Raw genomic sequence first — 22,124 nt, forward strand, 5'->3', positions numbered from 1 at the left:
AGCTATGAAACTAAAGTTACGCTTCAATTTTTCAATTTTAAGACTTTCTTCCTTAGTACTGCTTATACTGACTTCTTTGTTTTTTATACAGTGTCAGCGAAAAGAGGTAAAAAAAATAGCCAGGGACGTTACGATTACACCTAAAAATGCAGTGACCAAACTATTAATTGATAGTATGGAACTGGAAAAATATATCATCGGGGCTAAATTAGAAGATAGTGCTGCATTAAGGCTGAGGAACTTTTACAATAGCCGGAACTTTCAGTTCGCCTGGTTAACAGAAAAAGGGCTGGCAGAACAAACCAGGGTATTTTATGCACTCGACAAGCGTTATGATTCGACTTCCAGGGACAGTTCTAAAAATGAATTGTTAATCAGGAAACAACTTGATGGGTTAATCAGTAAAGACACTACTATTCTTGCCGTAAGCCCGGCTATGGTTCAACTGGAACTGGAACTGACCCAGCACTTTTTTAATTTTGTAACCAATGCTTATGCTGGAAAAGTGGATCCCGCAGCGCTGCAGTGGTACATCCCAAGGAAAAAAATTAACGCAGTAGCTTTGCTGGATTCGCTGGTCGCAAAAAAAGGAGCTGGCGTAGCAGCATGGGAACCTGTAAACGGTTATTATAAAACACTGAACAAAGAACTCATCCGCTGGTATAGCATTCAAAAAAGGGGTAGCTGGCCACAACTGGATGCTGCTGCGCTTAAAACTATCAAAGAAGGTGATTCCGGATCGGTAGTTTTACAGTTTAAGCAGCGGCTGATTGATTTTGGAGATCTGGATGCTAAAGATTCTACTTCAATTTATTCGGCAGCAGTAACCGCAGCGGTTAAAAAAGCACAGCTGCAATTTGGATATGGACAAACCGGAAAACCAGATCGTCTGTTAATAGCAGCTTTAAATGCACCTGTTGAGTCCCGTATTCAACAAATGCTGATCAACCTGGAAAGAATCCGCTGGTCTCCACTCCTGCCTGAAGGTAAATTGATTTTAGTGAATATTCCCGAATATAAACTACATGTATTCGAGGCTAAAAAAGAGGTATTGAATATGGGCATTGTGGTTGGAAAAGCAGCGAATAAGACTGTAATTTTCAGCAATACTTTAAAAAACATCGTTTTTAGTCCTTATTGGAACATTCCTTCCAGTATTGTACGTGCAGAAGTTCTGCCTGCAATGCGTAAGAACCGCAATTACCTGGCGCAAAAAAACATGGAGCAATATGGTTTTAGTGACGGGTTGCCGCTCATTCGTCAGAAACCAGGAAACACCAATTCTTTGGGACGTGTCAAATTCTTATTTCCAAACAGTTACAACATCTATTTACATGACACACCTGCGAAATCTTTGTTTTCGGAAGACAAGCGTGCATTTAGCCATGGCTGTATCCGGCTGGCGAAGCCTAAAACATTAGCTGAATATTTATTAGCGGACAGACCGGAATGGACAACTGAAAAAATTGACAAGGCCATGAGTTCTAAAAAAGAGGTATGGGTAACAATGAAAACTCCAGTTCCGGTGATCATTGCTTATTTTACCAGCTGGGTAGATAAAAACGGACTGATCAATTTCAGAGAAGATATTTATGGCCATGATCAAAAGATGGCTGAACAGCTGTTTCCTGCAAAATAATAAAATAATGTAAACCTTTCTATGAATGAGCGGTTATGGCTACTCAAAATCAATAGAACATGGCAACTACAACAAAAAAAACTACCACAACTACAAAAGCGAATTCAAAAAAGACAACTGGTCAGACTGGAAAAATGAAGGATTCTGAATTCCATGAATTCTTTGTAGACGAACTGAAGGATATCTACTGGGCGGAGAAACACCTGGTTAAAGCACTTCCAAAAATGAAGAAAGCAGCGACAAGTCCAGAGCTTGCAGCTGCATTTGAGAAACATACGCAGGAGACTCAAACGCACATTGACACCTTAGAAGAAGTGTTTGCATTATTAGAGACAAAACCTGCAGCCAAAAAATGTGATGCAATGGCTGGTCTATTGGAAGAAGCTGATTCTATTATTGCTGATACTGATAAAGGTACGTTAACCAGGGATGCTGGCTTAATCCTGGCTGCTCAGAAAGTAGAGCATTACGAAATAGCGACCTATGGTACATTAGCTGTATTCGCTCAGAACATGGGACATACAGAAGTGGCCAGCTTATTACAGCAGACGCTTGACAACGAAAAAGCAACTGATGTAGCTTTAACTGAAATCGCGACAGCTTATGTAAATGAAGAGGCTGCGGCAGAGTAAAATGTTAAAGATTAGTGCTAAAAGAGCCTGAACAGTTTAAAATACTGTTCAGGCTTTTTTAGCACTGTAACTATAATTTCCGGTTCCAATTTGCTGATATATCAGGATTCAGATTCCGATGTTTGATCTTTATGGTGTTTTTTGCGATGTTCAACTTTTTCTTTTTCCAGATTAGTTGCAGCATCTATAGAATGAGAATTATGAATATCGTCGTCCTCTTCGGAAATATCAGAGAGTTTTTGGTAATATTTATGCAGTACATCCAGCTCTTGCTCAGTCAGATCCTCAATATCAACCATTCTGTTACTTGCATGCCTGCTAGCTGCAATCAATTCATTTAATTTTAACTGGATAGCTTTTGAATCTTTGTTCTGAGATTTCTGAATTAAAAAGACCATCATAAAAGTTATGATAGTGGTTCCGGTATTGATCACCAATTGCCACGTATCAGAATATTTAAAAATGGGCCCGCTGATCCCCCAAACAATGACAACTAATAAGGCTATACCGAATGCTGCAGAACTCCCCGTCCAGCAAGTAATTTTTGTAGCTAATTGCTCAAAAAAGGATTCTTTCTTCTTTTCCATGAACGTTATAATTTGATTTATCCGGGGTATAACAATGCGAGTGGACTTCTGTTTTGAATGTTATCTTTTAATAGTCCTATTTATTTCAGTATTGCGGAGAAGAAATCTTTTAAATTTGAGATTATAAACTAAACGGATTAAGTTTATACCGAAAATCACTGTCCGGATGAAACTTATCTTAAGAAATCTATCTATTTTACTAATTGTACTGGCTAATGCAGGCTGTGATCAGCTTTCTAAAAATGTAGCCCGTCAGAATATAGCTTACCATGAAACGATCAATGTGATTGGTAAGCATTTGATATTAACCAAAGTGGAGAATTCAGGGGCATTTTTAAGCACCGGCGATTCAATGGCAGACTCCGTAAAGTTTATTTTCTTGTCTTTAATTCCGCTGCTCGCGCTTTGTTACGGCATTTATTACCTGCTGAGAAATAGTCAACTCAATAACTTACTGGTCCTGGGCATCTGTTTTGTAATTGGCGGAGGCTTAGGAAATTTGTACGACAGGTTTCTTTATGGCTCAGTAACCGATTTTCTGCATATAGACTTCTATATCCTGAAAACCGGGATTTTCAACCTTGCTGATGTTTCCATTATGATCGGAATGATTATGCTGGTTATACATTTATATGTTAAGCGCACACTCCAATTTACGTAGAATTATCTTTAGTATGATGAACCGATCTATTCTCACTACCATTTTATTCTTGCTGAGCTGCACAGTTCAGGCACAAACCAATTATGTAAGCCTTTCTACTTCAAAAGGCAATATTCTGATTATGCTGTATGATGAAACTCCCAATCACCGGGACAATTTCCTTAACCTGGTTAAAAAAGGCCTTTTCAAAGATCAGGAGTTCAACAGGGTCATCAAAAATTTTGTAAGTCAGGGTGGTGAACTTGATGAGACTATATTAGACAGAGAAAAACTTAATCCGCAAGTTCCTGTTCAACGGTTGGCGGCTGAAATAAGGCCAGAGTTATTCCATAAAAAAGGAGCTTTGGGTGCGGGAAGAAATGACAATCCAGATAAGAGCTCCTATCTCGATCAGATTTACCTGGTAGAAGGTAAAATACAGACCGATACAGAACTGGATACGCTGGAAGTAAAAAGAGGAATTAAATTTACGCCTGCACAGCGCGAAACTTATAAAACTGTAGGTGGCCTTCCACGTCTTGATCAGGATTATACAGTTTTTGGAGAGGTTGTATCAGGAATAGAGGCAGCCGAAGCAATTAACAATGTGGCTACAGCTAAAAATGATCACCCCATTAAAAAAGAAGGCTTTACCATTCACATCCTGAGCAAAAAGGAAATCAGTAAAATTGCAAAGCCTTAAAAAAACAGGATTACTTAGTGCACTAATAAGGCAGTAAGCTCAGTTCTTTCTTCTTCTTCCAGGTCAACAATACTCTCCAGCAGATGCAGCAAACTCCCCCTTTGATCAGAGACCAGCAAGGCATCAATTAATGCTATAAATGTTTTTTTCTGATCTATACTCAGGTTACTGAATATTTTAGGCTGAATTTCGTACATGGTTTTCAACGTATTCAGTAAATCTTGTTTCCTTTTCGGATTGAGTGGTTCTTTATCATTCAGGGATAGCACGCCTTCGTTTTCAAAACGCTGAAGCAGTTTACCTGAATATTCTTTCAGGAAAAACTTCCTTTTCGCGCGCAGGAGCTCATTTACTTTTTTACTGAGTAATTTATATTCCGGTGATGATTTTGACCGGTTATACAATTTCACCTGGGTATCAAACTCGGTTCCGCTGAAATCAAAATCTGTGAAAAATTCACTTTCGATGTAAACACTGTGAAAATATTCGTCGGCTTTCTTATTCAAGGTCGTATACTCCTTAAACTTCTCTTCACCCCTTTCGTTAATATAATAGACTTTGGACAGTTCTTTATGTAAAGACTCCTTCCACTGTACAAATTTCAGCTTAAACAACGTCTGTGTACTTTCATCCTTTAACAGGATATCCTCTTCATAATATTGGATATTATCAGTATAATCAAGTGGGATTCCATTGATCAAAATAGTATAGTTTCTCTTTTTATTCAACTCCAGAAACCAGCAAAACTCCGCTTTTAGAAAAGGGATAATCTCCAGTTCCATATTTTCCTGTACTATCTTGATATTGGAGAACAGTACCCTGGTGCCTGTTTTTTCACTTAACGGCATATCGAGTAAATTAGCCTGATAATTATTCAGGGCGGACACCCCAATCCTGATTCTGCCACTTTTCAGGGAATCGTTATGCAAGAAAGTAGTTTGCCACTCGGCATCGTTGGCAAATTTAAAGAAAGTTAACCTTCCTACCCCGTTTTTGCCATGCATGGTAGACCGGTTACGATTCAAAGCCAGCTGCAGCGCTTTCTCTGATTCATAAAAAGGATCAAATTTAACTTTCAGGTTTTTAAAATTTATTCCATAGCCATTGTCATAAATCCCGAGGTGATCCATGAAGCCCAGTTCATTCGCCGTATAGTTAATTTCTACGGTATCTGCATTGGCGTCAAATCCATTCCAGATATACTCAGCCAGCGCTTGTTTTTCATTGTAATTGCGCAAGACCTTTTGTATACCGCTGGAAGTGATATTTACATTATTTGCCATGGAATTTTAATTTAATTTCATCTTCAATTCTCAGACTTTCTTTATGGATGGCATTCATCATTTCAGTAACAAAGTTAGCTGATAGGCCCTCCTTTTCACCTGCGATGATACTTTTTTCCAATACCTGCCTAAAGCGGCCTGCTTGTAAGGGTGGGATATTGTTCTTGGCTTTGTAAATCCCAATCTCTCTGACTGCAATTTCCCTTTCTCCGATCAACCGCATGAGCTGTTTATCCAGCGAATCAATCTTCTTTCTGTTGATTTGCAATGTATTCAGACTACTATCTGGTGCTTTTGGGGTGGTCTCCTGTGCAAATAACATAGCATGGCTCAGCAAACAAGTACTAAATAAAAACAGGGTACGGCTATATAGCTTCATAATGATAGGATTTAAAAGTTAAATTTAACGTTTCATCTGTGATTTGGCTTATAAAATAATAACAGATTTATTTTTGTGTTTATACAATAAAGCTTAAGTATGAGCGTCTGTATATATGAGAGCGTTAATTTAGATAGCGGGGATGAGTCGGAGACTTATCCCCGTTTCTTTTTTACAATCCTTTTATAATTGCCTTGGTAACCTGGGGAATATCATCGTCAAAACGATGAGAGCCAGGAATCGTTACCTTATGTATTTTATCTGTTTGCTTTAAAGCTTTATAAAACTCACTATCTTCCTCCTTACCGAAAATACACCATACGGGAATCACTGATTTCAACAACTCCGGGTTTACTTTATATTTTTCTTTGTCTGTAGAGCCAAAATTCAATAAGTTTTTTAGTTTAACTACGTACCCGGTCGAAAAACCTGGTGAAAGCAAAACTAAGGAGTTTTGTTTTTCTGCGAGATTGCTGGGTAAACGGGAAGGGACAAAAGCGGCAATATCTGCCCCAAACGAATAACCAATCAAAGAGAATGACTCTTTATTCCATGTTTTTAAATAAGCGGACAGGATCACCTGCATATCTTTTGCAAACTGATCGGGTGTTTTCTGCGTCCAGAAATATTTACGGGTATCCAGGACAAGTGTTGAGTACCCGTTTTTAACCAGCTCTTTTACGGTTAACTCTGAAAAATTATTCCATCCACCATCACCGGTCAAAAAAACAAGCATTGGTTTATTGGAGCGCACAAAATGTGCATGCAGTGGAAATTCTGACAATCCGCGTGCAGGTTGAGCGTTCACGTTCATCAGGCTAAATGCCGTAATGAGTAAACAGGAGCTTAAAATGGTTATTATCTTCATGGTCGTGATTTTGTCTGAAGACTAGAGTCTCCTTTATTACCTCAGTGCAAAGTTAAGAAAAAGCCACATAGATGCGATTAATTCAATAGTGATCCTTGTCATTTTTTAAAACCAGGCACCGTTTTATATTTGGGCAGATAATTTATTCCATACCGGTGGATGCCGGCTTTCATTGAGGGGGTTTTACCGGGAAGTTCAACCCCCTTGATTTTTAATTCAAGAAAAACGTTTATTTGGTACAGGGTTTGCCATCTATTCTGTCAATAGTATAATCTGCCAGCTTGTTTTGATCTATAGGACGAAAACGGGCCTATTTCTATTAGAAACCTATTGAGGAATGATGAAGCAAATATATGTTGTAGAAGATGATCAGGATATCAGACAGATCATAGAGTTCATATTGGAAGATGAAGGTTATAAAGTGCGGCTTTTTCCGGATATTTCGTCTTTTCATGCAGCGATGAAAGATAGTATCCCGGATTTATATTTGCTTGATGTAATGCTTCCTGATGGAAATGGTCTGGAATTATGCAGAGAAATCAGAACAATGCAACGAACAAAAGACATACCGATTATTGTGATGTCTGCACACGCTTCGGCGGATACCGTTTTTCAGCAATGCAGTGCCAACGATTTTATCAGTAAGCCTTTTGATTTGAATGATATCCTGTTCAGAATTAAGAAACAGATAACATTACACTAGTCGCTGCTATTTCTGTGGCCAGCTGATCAATCTGATACTTAGTTACATTTGGCATACAAATAATATGGCACCAGCCGTTTTCTAAAGCCAGTTGCCATTTGATCCTTACCTGTGCTGCGGGCTCCGGTAAATTAACAGTAATTGAATCCGGATTTCTCCAGGCATTGATTCCTATTTCTTTCAATTTCATTTCTGCATAAGCAGCGACTTCCAGACTATGTAAGGCTCTTTTCTTAAATCCTTCCAGTCCGAGGCTTTTAATCATATACCATAAAAACAAAGGGGTATGTCCATTTCTGGAACCGGTTATTGTGGTATCCATACTGCCTGTATAAGATACTGAACGGGCAATACGGTCACGGTTGTTCTTTTTCACCACCACTACTCCACATGGAATCGGAGAGCCAATAAACTTGTGTCCGCTAATTGCAATACTATCCGCGCCATCCATAAAATCAAATGCAGGACGTGGTTCTATAAATGCACTGTAACTCCCTGAAAGTGCTCCATCTGCATGAATATAAAAATGCTGTATTGCCAGATCCTGTAAAATACTTCTGATCTTACGCACATCATCCCTTGCTTCGGTCATTGTAGTTCCGATATTAGCAAAGATAATTACAGGCATATGTCTGTTCATTTTGATCGTATCTCTAAGATCATCGTAATCAATCTCTCCGCTTGCCTGAGTACGGATTACAATATTAGGCATATTTAATAAGTGCAGGTTTTTCTGCACACTATAGTGTGTAGCCTGCGAAAAATAAACCATGCCCTTTGGATGAATTTCCCTGGCCAGGTATAAACCATAAAGATTTCCTTCTGAACCCCCATTAGTCACATATCCCCACCAGTTGTTGACTGGTGCCCTGAATAACAATGCAAAAAACTCCAGTACTTCTCTTTCCATTTCACGTGTACCTATAGTATAGGTGGAAGCTACAAACGGATCTCCAAGGTTATTAATTGGAAAGTTCAGAAATTCAGCCAGTTCAGAATAATTAAAATCTTTTGATACCGGGTACCCAAGCATTAACTCCGAATCAGCAGTTAATCTTTCCATTAAATCCTTCAGTCTCCCTGCATTTTCCGGGGATAAATTATGCTGTTCCATTTTAAAAATACAGTTGGTTTAAATGAGATGTAAATTAAGGAAACCTGATTCTTTAAAACTATTATTTGGCATAAATTAGAAAACAAACACTATTATATGGATATTTACAGTATTTTTAAACCTTTTGAGAGGTTAGAAATTAATTAATTCAGTATAAAAAAACTACCGTGGAAACATTTGATCAGATTGACAAGAAGATTTTAAAGGTTTTACAGGCCGATGCCCGTCTCAATACAAAACAGATTGCTGGTAAGATAGGTCTGACTGTTACCCCTACTTACGAAAGGCTCAAAAAAATTGAGCAAAGTGGTGTGGTAAAGGAATATGTAGCTTTACTGGACAGAGAAAAAATTGGCAAGACCATAGTTGCTTTCATTAATGTTTCTTTGCAGCTGCATTCCAAGCCCCTGATTAATGTGTTTGAACGGGCCATTGTTAAGGTTCCTGAAGTGATGGAGTGTTTCCATGTGGCTGGTAATTTTGATTACCTGCTGAAAGTTGTGGTCAAAGACATGAATAGTTATCAGAATTTCCTATCCAATAAACTGGCCACCATCGAAAATATAGCACATGTCCAAAGTTCATTTGTGATGACTGAAATTAAGCAGCAAACTGCCTATGTACTGGACTAATCTTGCTATTGTGGAAGCAGCAGGCCACATGAGTATTAACCTGTCTGGTTTGGGTCTGCCACTTCCTTTTCGCCCCTGTTAATCTGGTGGCTCTTTAATAGATTGGTTAGAATGATCAATTAACTCCTGCATAATTATTGGTGTGTGATTTAAGATTTCAGCTCCTTTATTTAAGTACAGTAATAAAAAACCGTTTAATCTCCTATGCAACTGTAAGATTTACGTCTATAAGTGTAATCACAATTACGTAAAGTTCTGTTTGTTAGACTATTTACTACCGATTTAATTTTTACATTTAGATATTTTAAATATTTAATTGAAATAATTTATAATTCATATAAACATTTATTTTACATAAAAATAACATTACAGGTGATTTAAGACAATTAATAATTATCACCTTGCATTTGTGGCAGAAAACGATAAAAGCGCATTAAAAGAATACGGAAACCGGGTAAGGACATTTCGGAAAGAGGCCAATATTTCGCAGGAAGCACTAGCTACTTTCGCACAATTGTATCAATCTTATATTGCTTCCATTGAAAAAGGAGATGTAAATATTGGGATTTTAGCGCAGCAGACGCTAAGTAATACTGTTGGGGTAAAGCATTATCAATTGGCAGATCCTGACTTTCCAATTCCGCCAGAAAATGTACTGAGAGAAAATATAAGACGCTATATTACGGCAAGAAACATAGATCCAGCTTATTTAAAAGACAAGTTTCCTAATTATGTTAAATATATGGACGAGTTGCTGCAATCGGGATTTTTAAATGAACCGAAGACCACCAAAGAGATTGCGGAGAAATATAAAAGTGAATACGAATTGGAGATCACCCCCTCCCGCATTGCCGATATATTAAGCCGTGGAACCAGGAAAGATAAAATTGATATCATCAGATCGGCCTGTGGTCAAAGAAACAGGTATAAACTGATGAATCAGAAAAACAATAGTTGAACTTGAAAAGATCGGAAAAACTAACCTTTACGGATCAAATTTTTGCGGTTTAAAAGTTCCTTTATAGCTTCCAGATCTTTGGAAAGAATGTCTACTATGGTTTTTACCACTTGGGGTTCTTTTACTAATTTAGTCACCGCTTTTTCTGCTGCTTTGTTTTCCATGATTATAGAATATATCATTAAATTAATCGAAATTATTAATTGATAAACAAATATAACAAAATAATGTTTGGTTGTACTTCTTTTACCTTCAACCACTTATGGATATATTTTTAGAAACAGACATAAATAAAGTACTATTATTTGGTCCTGGTGTAAAAAACACATAAAAACCATCAAATTGAAAAATTTCAATTGCTCAAAATTTATTTAAAAATTCGCTTTATTTACATTCCATCATAACTTTGTTCACCATCCGGGCCGTCCAGCCTTTATTATATTTTAATAATACATAAACGTTTTGTCTGAATTAACGGCGAATTAATTTCCCTCCAGATGGGCTGGATACAAGATCGGGTTGGATAGAAATCTTGTACAACCTGCTTTTGGCAGGCTGCACAATTGATTTCACAAAACACACATTTATAACAATTTTGGTTGCAATGGTCCCTTACCACCAAAGCGAATGCCTACAGAAATTTCATGAGATCCTTTACTGATCCTGCCAATGTTTGAATCACCAAAGCCAGTTTGATAACTATACCCTAATTTCACGTTAGTATTTAAGATGACTGATATAATTCCTGCAACCTCACTAGTTGTCTTATAGTTAACCCCAAGCCCGAGTTTATCTTTCAAGTAAACAGTTGCTGAGAAATCTGCCTCAGTATTGTAAGTTCTGCTATAAGATACCATTGTAGCAGGTTTAAATTTGACATCTTCATTCAAATTGAACAGATATGCTCCGCTGAAATAATAAGTATTGCTATAATTTCTTTTTTCATCAGCAGATGCGTTACCCAGGCTCCGGAAGCTCAATCGTGGCAAGGAAGCTCCTATATAATACTTTTCAGGACTATATAACATAACACCTATGCCTACTGTTCCAACGGTTTCTCTGATATCGTCACGAAAACTCACATCGTTCGGATCAACTTCTGTATAACTTGCGATATAATTCCTGAATCCTGCATTAAAAGAAGCTGCAAAAAAGTTCTGGTCTGAAAGCTGTACTGCTTTGGCAAAAAAGGCAGATACTTCAGTCAGTTTCTCTATATTAAATTTATCATAAGTCAGGGACAGGCCCGCTGCACCATTGATTTTCTCCATTGGCAGGCTTCCATTGAGTTGAAAGGTATAAGGGGCTCCTTCTATACCTGTCCATTGCTTTCTGCTGTTCAGATTAACGGAAGCTGCTTTATCTAATAGTGAGTAGGCAGAATTGAATGGCACCTGGTTATCATGATATTGAGTAAAAGAAGTCGATTGCTGAGCCTGGCTTATGCTGAGTACCATCACGAGTGCACTGGTTAATAGTGCCTGTTTAAAGAGTTTCATATTTCTGTTTTATATTTTGATAAGGCCGGAACACGGTCCCGGCCCGTTAAGAATTAGTATTTAAGGATAAAATAGCCTGTTTTACGCTTTACGTGGCTATCTGTCTGGTATTCAATCAGACAGAAATAGGTACCCTGAGGTAAGTTCTCTCCGGATTTTGATTTTCCAAGAAAGACATGCTGTTCATTATCATAACCCTCTATATCAAATACTTTAAGACCATTCCTGTTAATAATTGTCACTTTATTCAGCGGAAAGTCTCTGATTCCATCGATAGAAAGAAATTCATTCACTCCATCTCCATTAATTGATAGTGCGGGGTGTACCCTGATTGCCTCGCCAGCCGCATCTGTAATTTGCAGCTCCTGCACAATCATTTGAGCAGCCGCATAACGGTTATCTCCTGCCTGAATAGCGGTTATTTGAGTTTTACCAATCCTTAACCCTTTAAGCTGGTCACCAGATAACGAAGCATAAGCTGTGTTGGTTATTTTATAGGTTACCGGTAAGCCAGAACTTGATACTGCTTTTAAGGTATAGGTGCCATTAATTTGCAAAGCAGGGATACTTTCGAAAGTAAGGGTCTGCAGTAATTTATTAACCACTAATAAACGACTTGCAGATGGCGTAGTCGCATAGTTTGAATTAACCGGGGCCGTTGCCGTGATCATCACATTCCCAGCACTTACCAAATGAACTTTATTGTCTACGATAGTTGCAATTGCCGGATCACCACTATTAAAAATTGGCGTTTCCCCACTACTCAGGATTACATCAGGTGTAAAATCAGGATCACCTACAGCTTTTGAATTCATCACCTCCATAGCAATGGTTCTGGTGGTGGATGTAATGGTTAATGTTCCATTTACATAACTGAAAGTATAGTTAGCTGCTGAACCTCCTGAAAGAAGAATTGGATAGCTACCGGCAGCTGAACTTTTTAACGCTTCAGTTGATGCTAATGGTGAATTCTGAATAACAGATTCGTTTTCAGCATTTACAAAACCGCTGTATTTAAAAGTAAAGTCAGGGTTGTCAATTCCAAAGATCCTGGTTTTATTGTCTGCAGTTACTTTGAGAATAGCTTTATCAATTGATAAAACACCTGGTTCATAACTCAGGTTATAATTCAAGGCAGATCCTCCGGCGCCAGAAATAATATAAGTTCCTGAAGGGGATAATGGTTTAGCAATTGTAGTCAGTAAAGCTGGTGCAGAAATAGCGGTGGCTATAGTTTCTCCGTTTACGAAACCATCATAAGTAGCTGTTAAAACTGGATTTGCCTGTCCATAAAGCCTTGTTTTATTGTCAACTCTGACAATCAGTGCTCTTTTTGAAATAGTGAGTGGTTTACTGACTGTCGTGGCTACAAAATCAGCTGATGCGGCAAAAGATGCCGAAATATTTACAGTTCCTGTCCCTACAATCTTCACTTTTCCATTGTCAATAACAGCAACATTCAGGTTATCAGAAGAATAAACTGGTTGTACACCTGAATTTGATGATGCAGCCGGATCAAAGTTCGCATCTCCATAATTTAAACCAGGTAAATCAGCATAAACAACGGTTGGTAAACTTCTGATAAATAATTGGCCTGCTGTATAGGTAATCGCATAGTTTGCAGCAGCAGCATTACTAACTGTAATTGGATAAATTCCTTTTCCTGATGCTGTTGTGGCCGTAGTTACTGCCAGAGGAGCTGTGGTCAGATTAGCCGCTTGATCTCCGTTTACGAAACCGGTATAAGTAAAAGTAAATACGGGGTTTGCTTGTCCTGCTCCGCGTTCTGCATCATTGGCCTTAATATTTAGCGGAGCTGGAATGATAGTTAATAAACCTGGTTGATAACTAACTGTATAATTTGCAGTTGCTGTCAGACCTGAAGGTGTGAGTGGATAGGTGGCAGCAGCTGATGAGGTTGTTGCCGTTGTGGCCACAATTGTATTCAAGTTTAGGTCGCCTATATTGTCCTGAGCGGCCAAACCTGTATAAGCTAAGGTAAATACAGGGTTTTCCTGTCCATATAACCTGGATTTATCTTCGGCTTTAACCACAAGAGCAGCTCTGGTAATAGTCAGGACTCCTTGCTGGTAGCTGAATTTATAATTCGGTGCCGCAGCTGCACTTGCATTAATTGCGTAGGTACCCACCGCAGAATTTATAGTAGCCAGGGTCGATATTTGCGGTATTGTCGTTAAAACGTTTTCATTTTCCCCATAGGCAAGACCGGTATAACTAACAGATAGCGCCGGATTTTCCTGTGCATATATCCTGGTTTGCGGATTAGGAGTAATTACAATGGCTTTCTGTTCTACTTTGAGTGTAGTTGTTCCAGAGGCACCAGAGTTGAATGTCGCGGTTATAGTGGTAGATCCTGTTCCTTTTATTTCTAATAATCCTGCTGCATTTACAATGGCAATGGCTGGATTGGCAATGGTATAGGTTGGTTTACCACCAGCACTAATTGCACCTGGATCAAAGGGGGCATCACCATAAATTTTATTTAACGGTGAAAAAGCTACGTTCCCTTCTGTTAATTTTCCATTTACAAAAGTGATGTTATAATTAGCTGAGGTCAGGCCTGCCGGAACAATTAAAAATCCAGCTCCATCTGCTTGTTTGGTAAATGTAAGCGTGCCTGCAAGTTTACTTGCATCATCTGCATTCACAAATCCTTCGTAACGGGCCGTAAAGACAGGGTCCTTTTCTCCGGTTAGTTTAGATTTATCATCAGCAGTTATCTTTAAAGGTATTTTTGCGATGTTGAGTTCCTGACTGGCAATCCCAGGTCCATAAGCGGCATCTTCGGCTTGTAAGGCAGTGATATTTACCTGGCCTGCGCCAATGATTTTCACGGTCCACTCTCCTACCACATCTTTTTCAACTACTGCAATATCCGGATCGGAACTGGTAAAAGTTATTGGATTAGTTGTATTACTGGCTGCCTGAAAAACAAGGGGTTGATCACCATAGGCAGCTGTAGCAGGAAGATTACTCAGCGTTATAACTTGATCTTTCTTAGTTTCAATGGTAAGTTTTCCTTTGACTGGGTTAAAGGTATATTTATCGGAGGTTAAGCCGGAAACATCTACCAAAATGTCATATATGCCTGCTGGCGATGTGGCGTCTGCTTGTATAGACAATATTGGAGTTCCGGTGAGCGTATTTGCATCATCTGCACCTTTAAAAGGTCCATAAGTGAATGTAGCTACTGGATTTGCACTTCCCCGTGTTTTCCTCTTATCTTCTGCGGTTACATTTAAGCTTGCTTTGGTAATAGTCAATGTACTGGTAATCTCGGCAGCTGGAGAATAATTTGCACCTCCTGCCTGATTGGCCTTAATCAGGACAGTACCTGATTTTTTGATCACAATCTGGTTAGCTGATGTAAGCTCTGCAATTGCCGGATTGTCTGAAGTGTAAGTTACCGGATTTCCACTTGCACCACCTGTAGCAGATAAAGTGATATTTCCGTCGCCATAAACTGATGCTATTGTGGCTGGCAGACCAGTGATAGTTTGCGGCGTTGCAGTTACTGTAATAGTTTTGGTTGCTGTTCCAGGATCAAAGGTTGTATTGCCAGGTTCAGTAACGGTAATCACTGCTGTTCCCCCTCCTGTTATTTTCACGGTATTACCTGTAAGCTGAAGAATCCCTGCTGGAGCTACTGTATACTGGAAAGCAGTTAAGCCAGCCGTACTGCTTGCTGACAAAGTAAAATCTGCATCTCCTACTTTGAAAGTAGTTGGAAAAGTATTGGTAAATGAAACGGTCTGTGGTGTTTTTGGCAGCGCAAGGGTGACTTTGGTTCCGTCAAGAACCAATGACAAATCTCCATCTTCACCAGCTCCTAGTTCTGTTGAAATCGTAGAAAATAAAGCACCTTGATTAGCACCATCGGGCCATGAACCATCAGCAGAAGTGTTATAGCCTACTAATGATCCATCTACCAGGCTCCGCTGTTCAATACGACGGATTCCTGTTAAATCGCTGCTCAGTATCATTGCTCCCCATGTGCCTGATACTCCGTTTACATTTGCATAATAAAACGGTGCAAGGCCATTTTGCACACCACTTGTTCCTTCTGTGGATTGAACTCCATCATCTTCAATATAGGTTCCGCCAATAGGGCGGCCAGTTCCCTCTACATTATCATAAAGGAAGACCATATTTTTGGCAATTGCTGAAGTCGCACTTGTACTTCGGATCGCTGTACCTTTGAGTTGTGTTTCATAAGGATCCAAACTAACGATCGTTAGTTTTTCTGTTTCAGAGGAATGTAATTTGTAAGCTATAGCTGTTGGGTCTGCTGCATCAGGGTCATTAAGAGTAATTCTCAAATACAGTTGTTTTCCCGGTGGAAGATTTGTTTTAACAGTTTCTTGTATAAACCATCCTGTATAGGATCCTGAGGCATCAGTAGTTAGCGATCCATAATCAGAGACAAATGGCCCTCCACCATTCGATCCATTTGATCTGATTATTGGTCTGTGAAAATCACCTTTGTTATATCCGGGAAGATCCGGGATTACATTATCTGGCGCAAGCAAATAAAGATAGGATACTCCATTATCTGTAGCCTGGGGTGAACTCACAAGATTATTTTCATACCTGTAAGTTTTACCAGGTTTCAAACCGGTTATTTTGGCGCGGTAAACATAGGGAATACCCGTGCGAATATAGTTATCTACTCCCCCTTCAATATATTTCGGAAAAATCAGCAATTCAAGAGCGGGTTGCCCCTGCCCTAATGCTGGGATAGAAAACAAGACGAATAAAAACAGTAATAACTTTTTCATTTATAGTAGTATTAAAAAATGATTCTTTTTATTACGCTTATTTACTCATAAGCGTAGTCACACCACCCTGGTCATTCACATAGAGCAAATAGACATCACTGGCTAATTCTTTTGAATTTATTTTTTTAGGCAGCGTAAAAGGGATAGTTTTAAGCACGTTTTTGCTCACAACATCTTTGATGATCAGTGTAAAAGAGTTTACTTCTTGCAGCAACTGGTCTTTTCCTGGAATTATCACTTTAAACTGTGAGAATGACTGAGTAACGTTAAGAAATTCAGCGACTTGTATGAGTTGTAAAATAGGTGGCTGATAAGTATTTGTAGTTATGGCAATATCCACTTTATTGGGTAAGGCGGAAAAATAATTAGCCATACTTATTTTAACAGACCCGGTATCTGGCAAAGTTTCTTTATCAAAACCATTTAATGTTTCGTCAAAAATGCGCAGCGTTTTATCTGCATTTGGCTTAAACATAAAATAAGTATGTTTTTTATAAGCTTCAACCCTTAACAAGGTATCTATTAATAAGATGTCTTTATCATAGAACCTGAACCGGTTCTCACCCGAAACAAAACTTGCATCTTCTATCGGGGCAGAGAATTTATTAGCTGATCCAGCTATAATTCTAATCCCACCAGGAGTAAAATCTATAAACGCCAATTTACCAAATAAAAGGTCTTTAACAGGCTCACCTTTAGAACAGGATAAAAAGGAAAAAAGGATCAGTACAGAAAATATAAAGTAAAAAATTATTCTCATAGAGTCGGAATAAGGAAAAAGCAGCCCCCTATGGAAAGGGACGCTGCTTTTTCTTAGAAATTAAATGGAGAAAATTAATCTATAGAAGTCTGAGGAGAAAATTGTACCCATCCTGAATTCCACTCGCTAAGGTTAGCAGTAAGTACAGCACCTTTTGTGCTACCCGCAACTCTTGGCGTAAGGTTACTGAAGTTATAAGATCCTGATACAGCAGTTGTGTAGAAAGGACTTAAAGTTCTTGTGCCTCTGATACCTAATGCAACAAATGCATCCGGATTAACATCAGTAGAAGTTGCATTTGTACTTCCAGTTAAAGAAGTAGCAGTTGCAGGACTGAATACAGTTGTGAATGCATGCACATTATTGTTATTGAATCCACCTGGAGTTGCACTGGTTTCAGTACCACTTTGGAATTCAGCTGCGGTGTTATAACCAGCAATGATTGAATTAGTGATAGAAAGATCACTGTTTCTTCTCCAACGGTTTCCTGCACGTAATCCTGTGCTTGTAGTTGAATATCCTAATAAAGTGAAGTTTGAATAAGTAGGTTTAGTTCTTGGAGAAGCAGTTGTACCTGTACCATCGTTATCTGACTCAATTCCGTTAGAATCCGAAACACCACCACTTGTACTATGTGTTGAACTAGGATCTTTCAGACCAATTGCATACTGGATATTTCCGCTAAATCCGAAATCAGTATCAAAATCATCATCATCATTACCAACAGCTAATAAATATTTTGCATTTACAGTACCTCCGAAGAATTCAAAAGCGTCATCAGCTCCATAAGAAACCTGGATATGATCAAGAGTTGTACCTGAACCAACACCACCTAGTGTTAAACCATTGATTTCATTATCTGGTGCTAATTTAAAACCACCGTATTCAATACGTACATATTGAATTTTACCAGAGTTATCAGCTGGAATTGAACCACCGTAAGTAATATCAATACCTAATGCAACTCCATTTGCATCATACTTTGGTAAGCCTTCAATCTGAGGAGCAGTAGCTCTGTTTGTAGTAGATTGTCCTAATACAATCAGACCTCCGAAATCACCTGCTACACGTGAACCGCTTGCTTTTGGTGAAGTGAATACGATTGGTTGTGAAGGTGTTCCAACTGCATCAATTGAAGCTCCTTTTGTGATCACTAATACCCCAGCAATAGCATTTACTACTGCAGATGAAGGATCAACTTTGTAATTTACAGCATCACCTGTAGTTAATACAGTACCTGGTTTAATGGTTAGTTTAGCTCCGCCAGTCACATAAACAACACCTTTTAATTTGTACACTTTACCCGGACTTAATGTTCTGCTTGCAGAAATGTTTCCAACGATTACAGAATCAGCTCCTGTAAAAGGGCCGCCAGCCCCAGTTGAACGGTCAAAGCTTCCATCAGATCCTTTTTTACAGCCAGCGACTGCGAATGCTGCAATTGTAACAATTGCAAGCGCCTGTTTTGTGAATTTTTTCATCGTTTTTTTAATTGGTTTTTGGGTTATTATTTATAATCATAAAGTTAATAGTCTTATGTTTTGATAAAAGATATTCTATGTTAAGTTTGTATTAATAATTAATTGACTATAAGATATTTATAAAAAATATATAAATAAATAGTTCATATAAAAATCAGGTTTATATCAGATTTACCATGATTTACAAGCCTTAATCTGATGTTTAAAATTTATAGGTAAATGCCATACTCACATTTGTCCCGTTTTTAGCCTGATACGTAATAAAATCCCCTTCATCTTTATTATAGCGTTCGGATTTTCCAGGTATTGCTGTGAATCCTCCCTCACCACCACCTGTATAGCCTTCCCAGTTTTTATAAAAAGTGGTTTTTGAATTCAGCAGGTTGGCTATATTCAATTTGAGTTCTCCTTTTTGTTTAAAAAGACGGGTAAACAACTGCAAATCCACTAAATCGCGTCCCATCTCAAATTCAACAGACTGAGGATTGTCATTAATGGTATTGGTCCGGTATCCTGATTTATTGTAAACCATATTGACACCATATTGATCTTTTGTATAAGAAAGTCCGACATTGGCTATCCATGGAGACTGACCAAAAAGCGGTCTGGTAGTCTGAACTTCTTTAGGTACTTTATTATCTGTACCTCCATACTGGATCGCTTTTACCTTTGATCTGATGATAGTCCCATTTCCAAAAACAGAAAGATTACGCAACCAGGAACGATCAGCAATAAAGCTCAATGATTTTCTGACTTCCAATTCCAGGCCATAGTTAACGGCCGATTTTTGATTTTGAAAGGCATATTGATCCACAGCCATTTCCTGGATAAAGACCAATTCAATTGGCTTATCAAATTTTTTATAGAATCCAGATAAAGAGATAATTTCACCAGCAGCAGGATACCATTCAAATCTGACATCCGCATTATTAACCTTCGTGCTTTTTAAATCACCACCCCGTATTCTGATATCCCTGCGCGGATCATAAGAGTTAAAATCTGAAGTTTCTCTAAAATCAGGTCTGATGATCGTAGTTGCATAAGAAGCTCTGAAATTCAGATTTTCAGTCAAGCTGTACGTTATATTTGCTGAAGGAAGAAAATTCGTATTGTCATCCTTATTGGCCGGTTCGTCTCCACTTTTTCTTTTAAGCTGTAAATTGGTCAGTTTGTAGGTTTCATACCTTACTCCATAAACGATTCTTAACTTCTTGAACAATCGCTGATCCAACATCGCATAAACACTATGTGAATTTGATTTGCCACTAAACTGTGATCCGAATTCAGCAGGTATATTATAAAATACCTGCCCCGGGCCTGTACCTAAAATCTCAGGGCGCAAACTATGTTCATAAGGTACAACTTCCAGAATATCATGTGAATCATTATAGATTTCAGCAATCACACTGGACAAATCTCTTTTTTTATAAAAACCGCTATATCCGATTTTCACCAGTGTTTTATCTTGCAGAAAATCAAAATTTCTGGAAAGATTCAGTCCCCAGTTATAATCTTTTTCTTTCGTATCTGTATACAAACGATAATCAGGATTACCATCATTCTGATAAGGATTGGCTACCAGATAACGCTGATAATAAGATTGACCATTGATAGTCCCTGAATTAAAAGCCGTGAACTTTCGCTGATCATTGAGTTGCTGCCCTACGTTGGTATAAGAACCATTCCAGATTAATTTAATACCCGAATCGTCCAAAGTATGCTCACCTTCCAGTTTATGTTGTATCACTGTTGTACTTTCCGGAGCCTGAAGATTAAATTTGATCCTGCGGCTTGCCAAAGTATCCAGCTCATCATTAGGTTGTCTGCTGGTATAAGTGTAGTAGTCATTTTTATAGACATGAGAATACATGTTTCTCAGGCTGATTTTAAAGCCCTTTCCCTGGAGACCAAAGTTTAAAAGTCCACTGATCGTAGCGTTGTATTGATAAATATTTCCATTCTGACGTATTTTTGCGCTATCAATAGCCTGTACAGTAAAACCGGCCCTGGTACTGATATAATCAGTTATTTCCTGACTATTGCGTAAAGTCACTCCGCCTACAAAACCAAAGGTCACCCCATTTTTCAAAGGATAAGTCCGGCCTAAAGAAAACCGGTAATTTTGATTAGGCGTAAAACCATAGCGATAAAACCTGAAACCTTCAGGATCAAAAGCTTTGCTCTGTGCTGCAACATAGTCCGGCACCCCCCCCTGATTACTATTCACCCAACTGCGTAATCCATTCGGGAGCTTGTGCCCATCTCCCATAAAACCCAGAAACTCTGCATTGCCCCGTTTTCCTGCCTGTATAAAGTCCTTACCTATAGTATTGCTGTTATAGCCACTTCCTACCTGGAACTGTGTGAAATTCTGAACTGGGATATCCAGGGTATTCACCGTAACCTGGCCACCAGCAAACTCTGACGAAAGATCTGGCGTAGCTGTCTTATTAACCACTATACTACTTACCATTTCTGCCGGTATCGCGTCAAACGCAAAGTTCTTCTGACTCATATCCGTACTTGGTTGAGTCACCCCATCTATCTGGGCCTGATTATACCTGTCACTCAATCCACGCACTACTACATACCGGTTATCCACTACATTTAAACCACTTACACGCTTTAAGATCGCACCAACATTATTGTCTGGTGTACGTGCAATCTGTGCTGCTGAAATCCCGTCAGTGATCCCCGCAGCAGTTTTCTGCCGGGCATATAATCCTGCCGTAGAAGCTTTTTGATAACCCGAAGTTACCACCACTTCCTTTAATGCATTTGCAGCAGGTTTCATAGAAATGTCCAGCTTGGTTATTGTTCCTGCTTTAATTTGTACTCCAGTTATTTTTTGCGTCTGATAAGAAATGTAGCTGATTTCCAAGGTATAAGTTCCCGGAGGAAGAGACATTACATAAGTACCATCCACAGCACTCTGCATACCTGTACCCAATTCGGTTACCCTGATACTTGCGCTTGGAAAAGTTTCTCCTTTTTCATCGCTGACTGTGCCGGTTATTTTTCCCGGCTCTGGCTTTTTTACAGGAGGCTTTACTGTTAAGCGGACTGAAATATTTGAGTTTAACATGGAAAAATTAAGATTCGTCTTCTTTTCCAGGTCTTCCAGTACAAGTTTTAGTGGTAAATGATTGTAATTAATATTTTGAAGCTTAACCTCGGCCATCTGGGCCGGATCGAATACGAAAGTAAAAGACGATTGTGCATCTAAATCCTTTAATAAGGTCTGAGCAGTACAATTTTTATACATCATGGTAATTGTTCCACTCTGCCCCTGAGCTTTGGAAATACTATAAAATGATAAGAAAATAATCAAAGAACTGATGAGTAATAGGAGTTGAAGAGGATATACTGTATATTTTTTTTTGGACAGTAAATATATAATCATACTTTTGGAATGGTTTATTGCGCCTGTGAATCGTAATTTATCAT

18 protein-coding genes are annotated in these 22,124 nt (G+C 38.6%); 7 read left to right on the forward strand and 11 right to left on the reverse strand.

Annotation, left to right across the window (positions count from 1 at the left end):
- Positions 1-4 precede the first annotated feature (4 nt).
- Complete coding sequence (locus AY601_RS11865; protein WP_068401119.1) at positions 5-1,639, forward strand: L,D-transpeptidase family protein; 1,635 nt, start codon at positions 5-7, stop codon at positions 1,637-1,639.
- Positions 1,640-1,698: 59 nt separating this feature from the next.
- Positions 1,699-2,271, forward strand: coding sequence for a ferritin-like domain-containing protein (locus tag AY601_RS11870; protein WP_068401122.1), 573 nt, complete (start codon positions 1,699-1,701; stop codon positions 2,269-2,271).
- Positions 2,272-2,372: 101 nt separating this feature from the next.
- Here AY601_RS11870 and AY601_RS11875 read toward each other — a convergent pair whose 3' ends face one another.
- Positions 2,373-2,858 carry a low affinity iron permease family protein gene (locus tag AY601_RS11875; RefSeq protein WP_068401125.1) on the reverse strand — a complete coding sequence of 162 codons (486 nt, stop codon included), beginning with the start codon at positions 2,856-2,858 and terminating at the stop codon, positions 2,373-2,375.
- Between the two features lie 166 nt (positions 2,859-3,024).
- Here AY601_RS11875 and lspA point away from each other — a divergent pair, with 166 nt between their 5' ends.
- A complete protein-coding gene (lspA, locus tag AY601_RS11880) occupies positions 3,025-3,519 on the forward strand; it encodes a signal peptidase II (RefSeq protein ID WP_068401128.1) in 495 nt (164 codons plus the stop codon).
- 13 nt (positions 3,520-3,532) lie between these two features.
- Complete coding sequence (locus AY601_RS11885) at positions 3,533-4,201, forward strand: peptidylprolyl isomerase (RefSeq protein WP_232324740.1); 669 nt, start codon at positions 3,533-3,535, stop codon at positions 4,199-4,201.
- Between the two features lie 14 nt (positions 4,202-4,215).
- Here the strand turns inward: AY601_RS11885 and AY601_RS11890 are convergent, their stop codons facing one another.
- The 3 genes from AY601_RS11890 to AY601_RS11900 form a co-directional block, all read right to left on the reverse strand.
- The gene (locus AY601_RS11890) at positions 4,216-5,484 is read right to left on the reverse strand and encodes an ATP-binding protein (RefSeq protein ID WP_068401131.1); all 1,269 of its coding nucleotides are present in this window, start codon (positions 5,482-5,484) and stop codon (positions 4,216-4,218) included.
- Complete coding sequence (locus AY601_RS11895; protein WP_084359221.1) at positions 5,474-5,863, reverse strand: chorismate mutase; 390 nt, start codon at positions 5,861-5,863, stop codon at positions 5,474-5,476. Before AY601_RS11895 ends, AY601_RS11890 begins: the two co-directional genes overlap by 11 nt.
- Before the next feature lie 172 nt (positions 5,864-6,035).
- Complete coding sequence (locus AY601_RS11900) at positions 6,036-6,731, reverse strand: alpha/beta fold hydrolase (RefSeq protein WP_157287869.1); 696 nt, start codon at positions 6,729-6,731, stop codon at positions 6,036-6,038.
- 337 nt (positions 6,732-7,068) lie between these two features.
- On the opposite strand from AY601_RS11900, the gene AY601_RS11905 reads away from it, so the two are divergent.
- Positions 7,069-7,434, forward strand: coding sequence for a response regulator transcription factor (locus AY601_RS11905; protein ID WP_068401140.1), 366 nt, complete (start codon positions 7,069-7,071; stop codon positions 7,432-7,434).
- Here AY601_RS11905 and AY601_RS11910 read toward each other — a convergent pair.
- Positions 7,409-8,548, reverse strand: coding sequence for a histidine decarboxylase (locus AY601_RS11910; protein WP_068401142.1), 1,140 nt, complete (start codon positions 8,546-8,548; stop codon positions 7,409-7,411). The genes AY601_RS11905 and AY601_RS11910 overlap by 26 nt on opposite strands.
- 167 nt (positions 8,549-8,715) lie before the next feature.
- On the opposite strand from AY601_RS11910, the gene AY601_RS11915 reads away from it, so the two are divergent.
- Both AY601_RS11915 and AY601_RS11920 read left to right on the forward strand, forming a co-directional pair.
- Positions 8,716-9,180 carry an Lrp/AsnC family transcriptional regulator gene (locus AY601_RS11915; protein WP_068401145.1) on the forward strand — a complete coding sequence of 155 codons (465 nt, stop codon included), beginning with the start codon at positions 8,716-8,718 and terminating at the stop codon, positions 9,178-9,180.
- 409 nt (positions 9,181-9,589) lie between these two features.
- Positions 9,590-10,138, forward strand: a complete 549-nt coding sequence (locus tag AY601_RS11920) for a helix-turn-helix domain-containing protein (RefSeq protein WP_068401148.1) — start codon at positions 9,590-9,592, stop codon at positions 10,136-10,138.
- A gap of 20 nt (positions 10,139-10,158) precedes the next feature.
- Here AY601_RS11920 and AY601_RS25675 read toward each other — a convergent pair whose 3' ends face one another.
- The 6 genes from AY601_RS25675 to AY601_RS11950 all read right to left on the reverse strand — a co-directional run bounded on the left by AY601_RS25675 (position 10,159) and on the right by AY601_RS11950 (position 22,080).
- On the reverse strand, positions 10,159-10,302 hold the full coding sequence (locus AY601_RS25675; protein ID WP_157287873.1) for a hypothetical protein: 144 nt from the start codon (positions 10,300-10,302) through the stop codon (positions 10,159-10,161).
- Between the two features lie 420 nt (positions 10,303-10,722).
- Positions 10,723-11,637, reverse strand: coding sequence for a PorP/SprF family type IX secretion system membrane protein (locus tag AY601_RS11930; protein WP_084359223.1), 915 nt, complete (start codon positions 11,635-11,637; stop codon positions 10,723-10,725).
- Between the two features lie 53 nt (positions 11,638-11,690).
- Positions 11,691-16,436, reverse strand: coding sequence for an MBG domain-containing protein (locus AY601_RS11935; protein ID WP_068401157.1), 4,746 nt, complete (start codon positions 16,434-16,436; stop codon positions 11,691-11,693).
- Positions 16,437-16,473: 37 nt separating this feature from the next.
- Positions 16,474-17,196, reverse strand: coding sequence for a hypothetical protein (locus AY601_RS11940; RefSeq protein ID WP_068401160.1), 723 nt, complete (start codon positions 17,194-17,196; stop codon positions 16,474-16,476).
- 74 nt (positions 17,197-17,270) lie between these two features.
- On the reverse strand, positions 17,271-18,677 hold the full coding sequence (locus AY601_RS11945) for a hypothetical protein (RefSeq protein WP_068401163.1): 1,407 nt from the start codon (positions 18,675-18,677) through the stop codon (positions 17,271-17,273).
- Between the two features lie 202 nt (positions 18,678-18,879).
- Complete coding sequence (locus tag AY601_RS11950; RefSeq protein WP_068401166.1) at positions 18,880-22,080, reverse strand: TonB-dependent receptor; 3,201 nt, start codon at positions 22,078-22,080, stop codon at positions 18,880-18,882.
- Between the last annotated feature and the right edge of the window lie 44 nt (positions 22,081-22,124).

The sequence above is a fragment of the Pedobacter cryoconitis genome (assembly GCF_001590605.1).
Taxonomy (GTDB): Bacteria; Bacteroidota; Bacteroidia; order Sphingobacteriales; family Sphingobacteriaceae; genus Pedobacter; species Pedobacter cryoconitis_A.

Bases quoted from the DNA above. Each gene is read 5' to 3' on its own strand.
- AY601_RS11865 (WP_068401119.1), top strand. From the start codon at position 5: ATGAAACTAAAGTTACGCTTCAATTTTTCAATTTTAAGACTTTCTTCC.
- AY601_RS11870 (WP_068401122.1), top strand. From the start codon at position 1,699: ATGGCAACTACAACAAAAAAAACTACCACAACTACAAAAGCGAATTCA.
- AY601_RS11875 (WP_068401125.1), bottom strand. From the start codon at position 2,858: ATGGAAAAGAAGAAAGAATCCTTTTTTGAGCAATTAGCTACAAAAATT.
- lspA (WP_068401128.1), top strand. From the start codon at position 3,025: ATGAAACTTATCTTAAGAAATCTATCTATTTTACTAATTGTACTGGCT.
- AY601_RS11885 (WP_232324740.1), top strand. From the start codon at position 3,533: ATGATGAACCGATCTATTCTCACTACCATTTTATTCTTGCTGAGCTGC.
- AY601_RS11890 (WP_068401131.1), bottom strand. From the start codon at position 5,484: ATGGCAAATAATGTAAATATCACTTCCAGCGGTATACAAAAGGTCTTG.
- AY601_RS11895 (WP_084359221.1), bottom strand. From the start codon at position 5,863: ATGAAGCTATATAGCCGTACCCTGTTTTTATTTAGTACTTGTTTGCTG.
- AY601_RS11900 (WP_157287869.1), bottom strand. From the start codon at position 6,731: ATGAAGATAATAACCATTTTAAGCTCCTGTTTACTCATTACGGCATTT.
- AY601_RS11905 (WP_068401140.1), top strand. From the start codon at position 7,069: ATGATGAAGCAAATATATGTTGTAGAAGATGATCAGGATATCAGACAG.
- AY601_RS11910 (WP_068401142.1), bottom strand. From the start codon at position 8,548: ATGGAACAGCATAATTTATCCCCGGAAAATGCAGGGAGACTGAAGGAT.
- AY601_RS25675 (WP_157287873.1), bottom strand. From the start codon at position 10,302: ATGGAAAACAAAGCAGCAGAAAAAGCGGTGACTAAATTAGTAAAAGAA.
- AY601_RS11930 (WP_084359223.1), bottom strand. From the start codon at position 11,637: ATGAAACTCTTTAAACAGGCACTATTAACCAGTGCACTCGTGATGGTA.
- AY601_RS11935 (WP_068401157.1), bottom strand. From the start codon at position 16,436: ATGAAAAAGTTATTACTGTTTTTATTCGTCTTGTTTTCTATCCCAGCA.
- AY601_RS11940 (WP_068401160.1), bottom strand. From the start codon at position 17,196: ATGAGAATAATTTTTTACTTTATATTTTCTGTACTGATCCTTTTTTCC.
- AY601_RS11945 (WP_068401163.1), bottom strand. From the start codon at position 18,677: ATGAAAAAATTCACAAAACAGGCGCTTGCAATTGTTACAATTGCAGCA.
- AY601_RS11950 (WP_068401166.1), bottom strand. From the start codon at position 22,080: ATGATTATATATTTACTGTCCAAAAAAAAATATACAGTATATCCTCTT.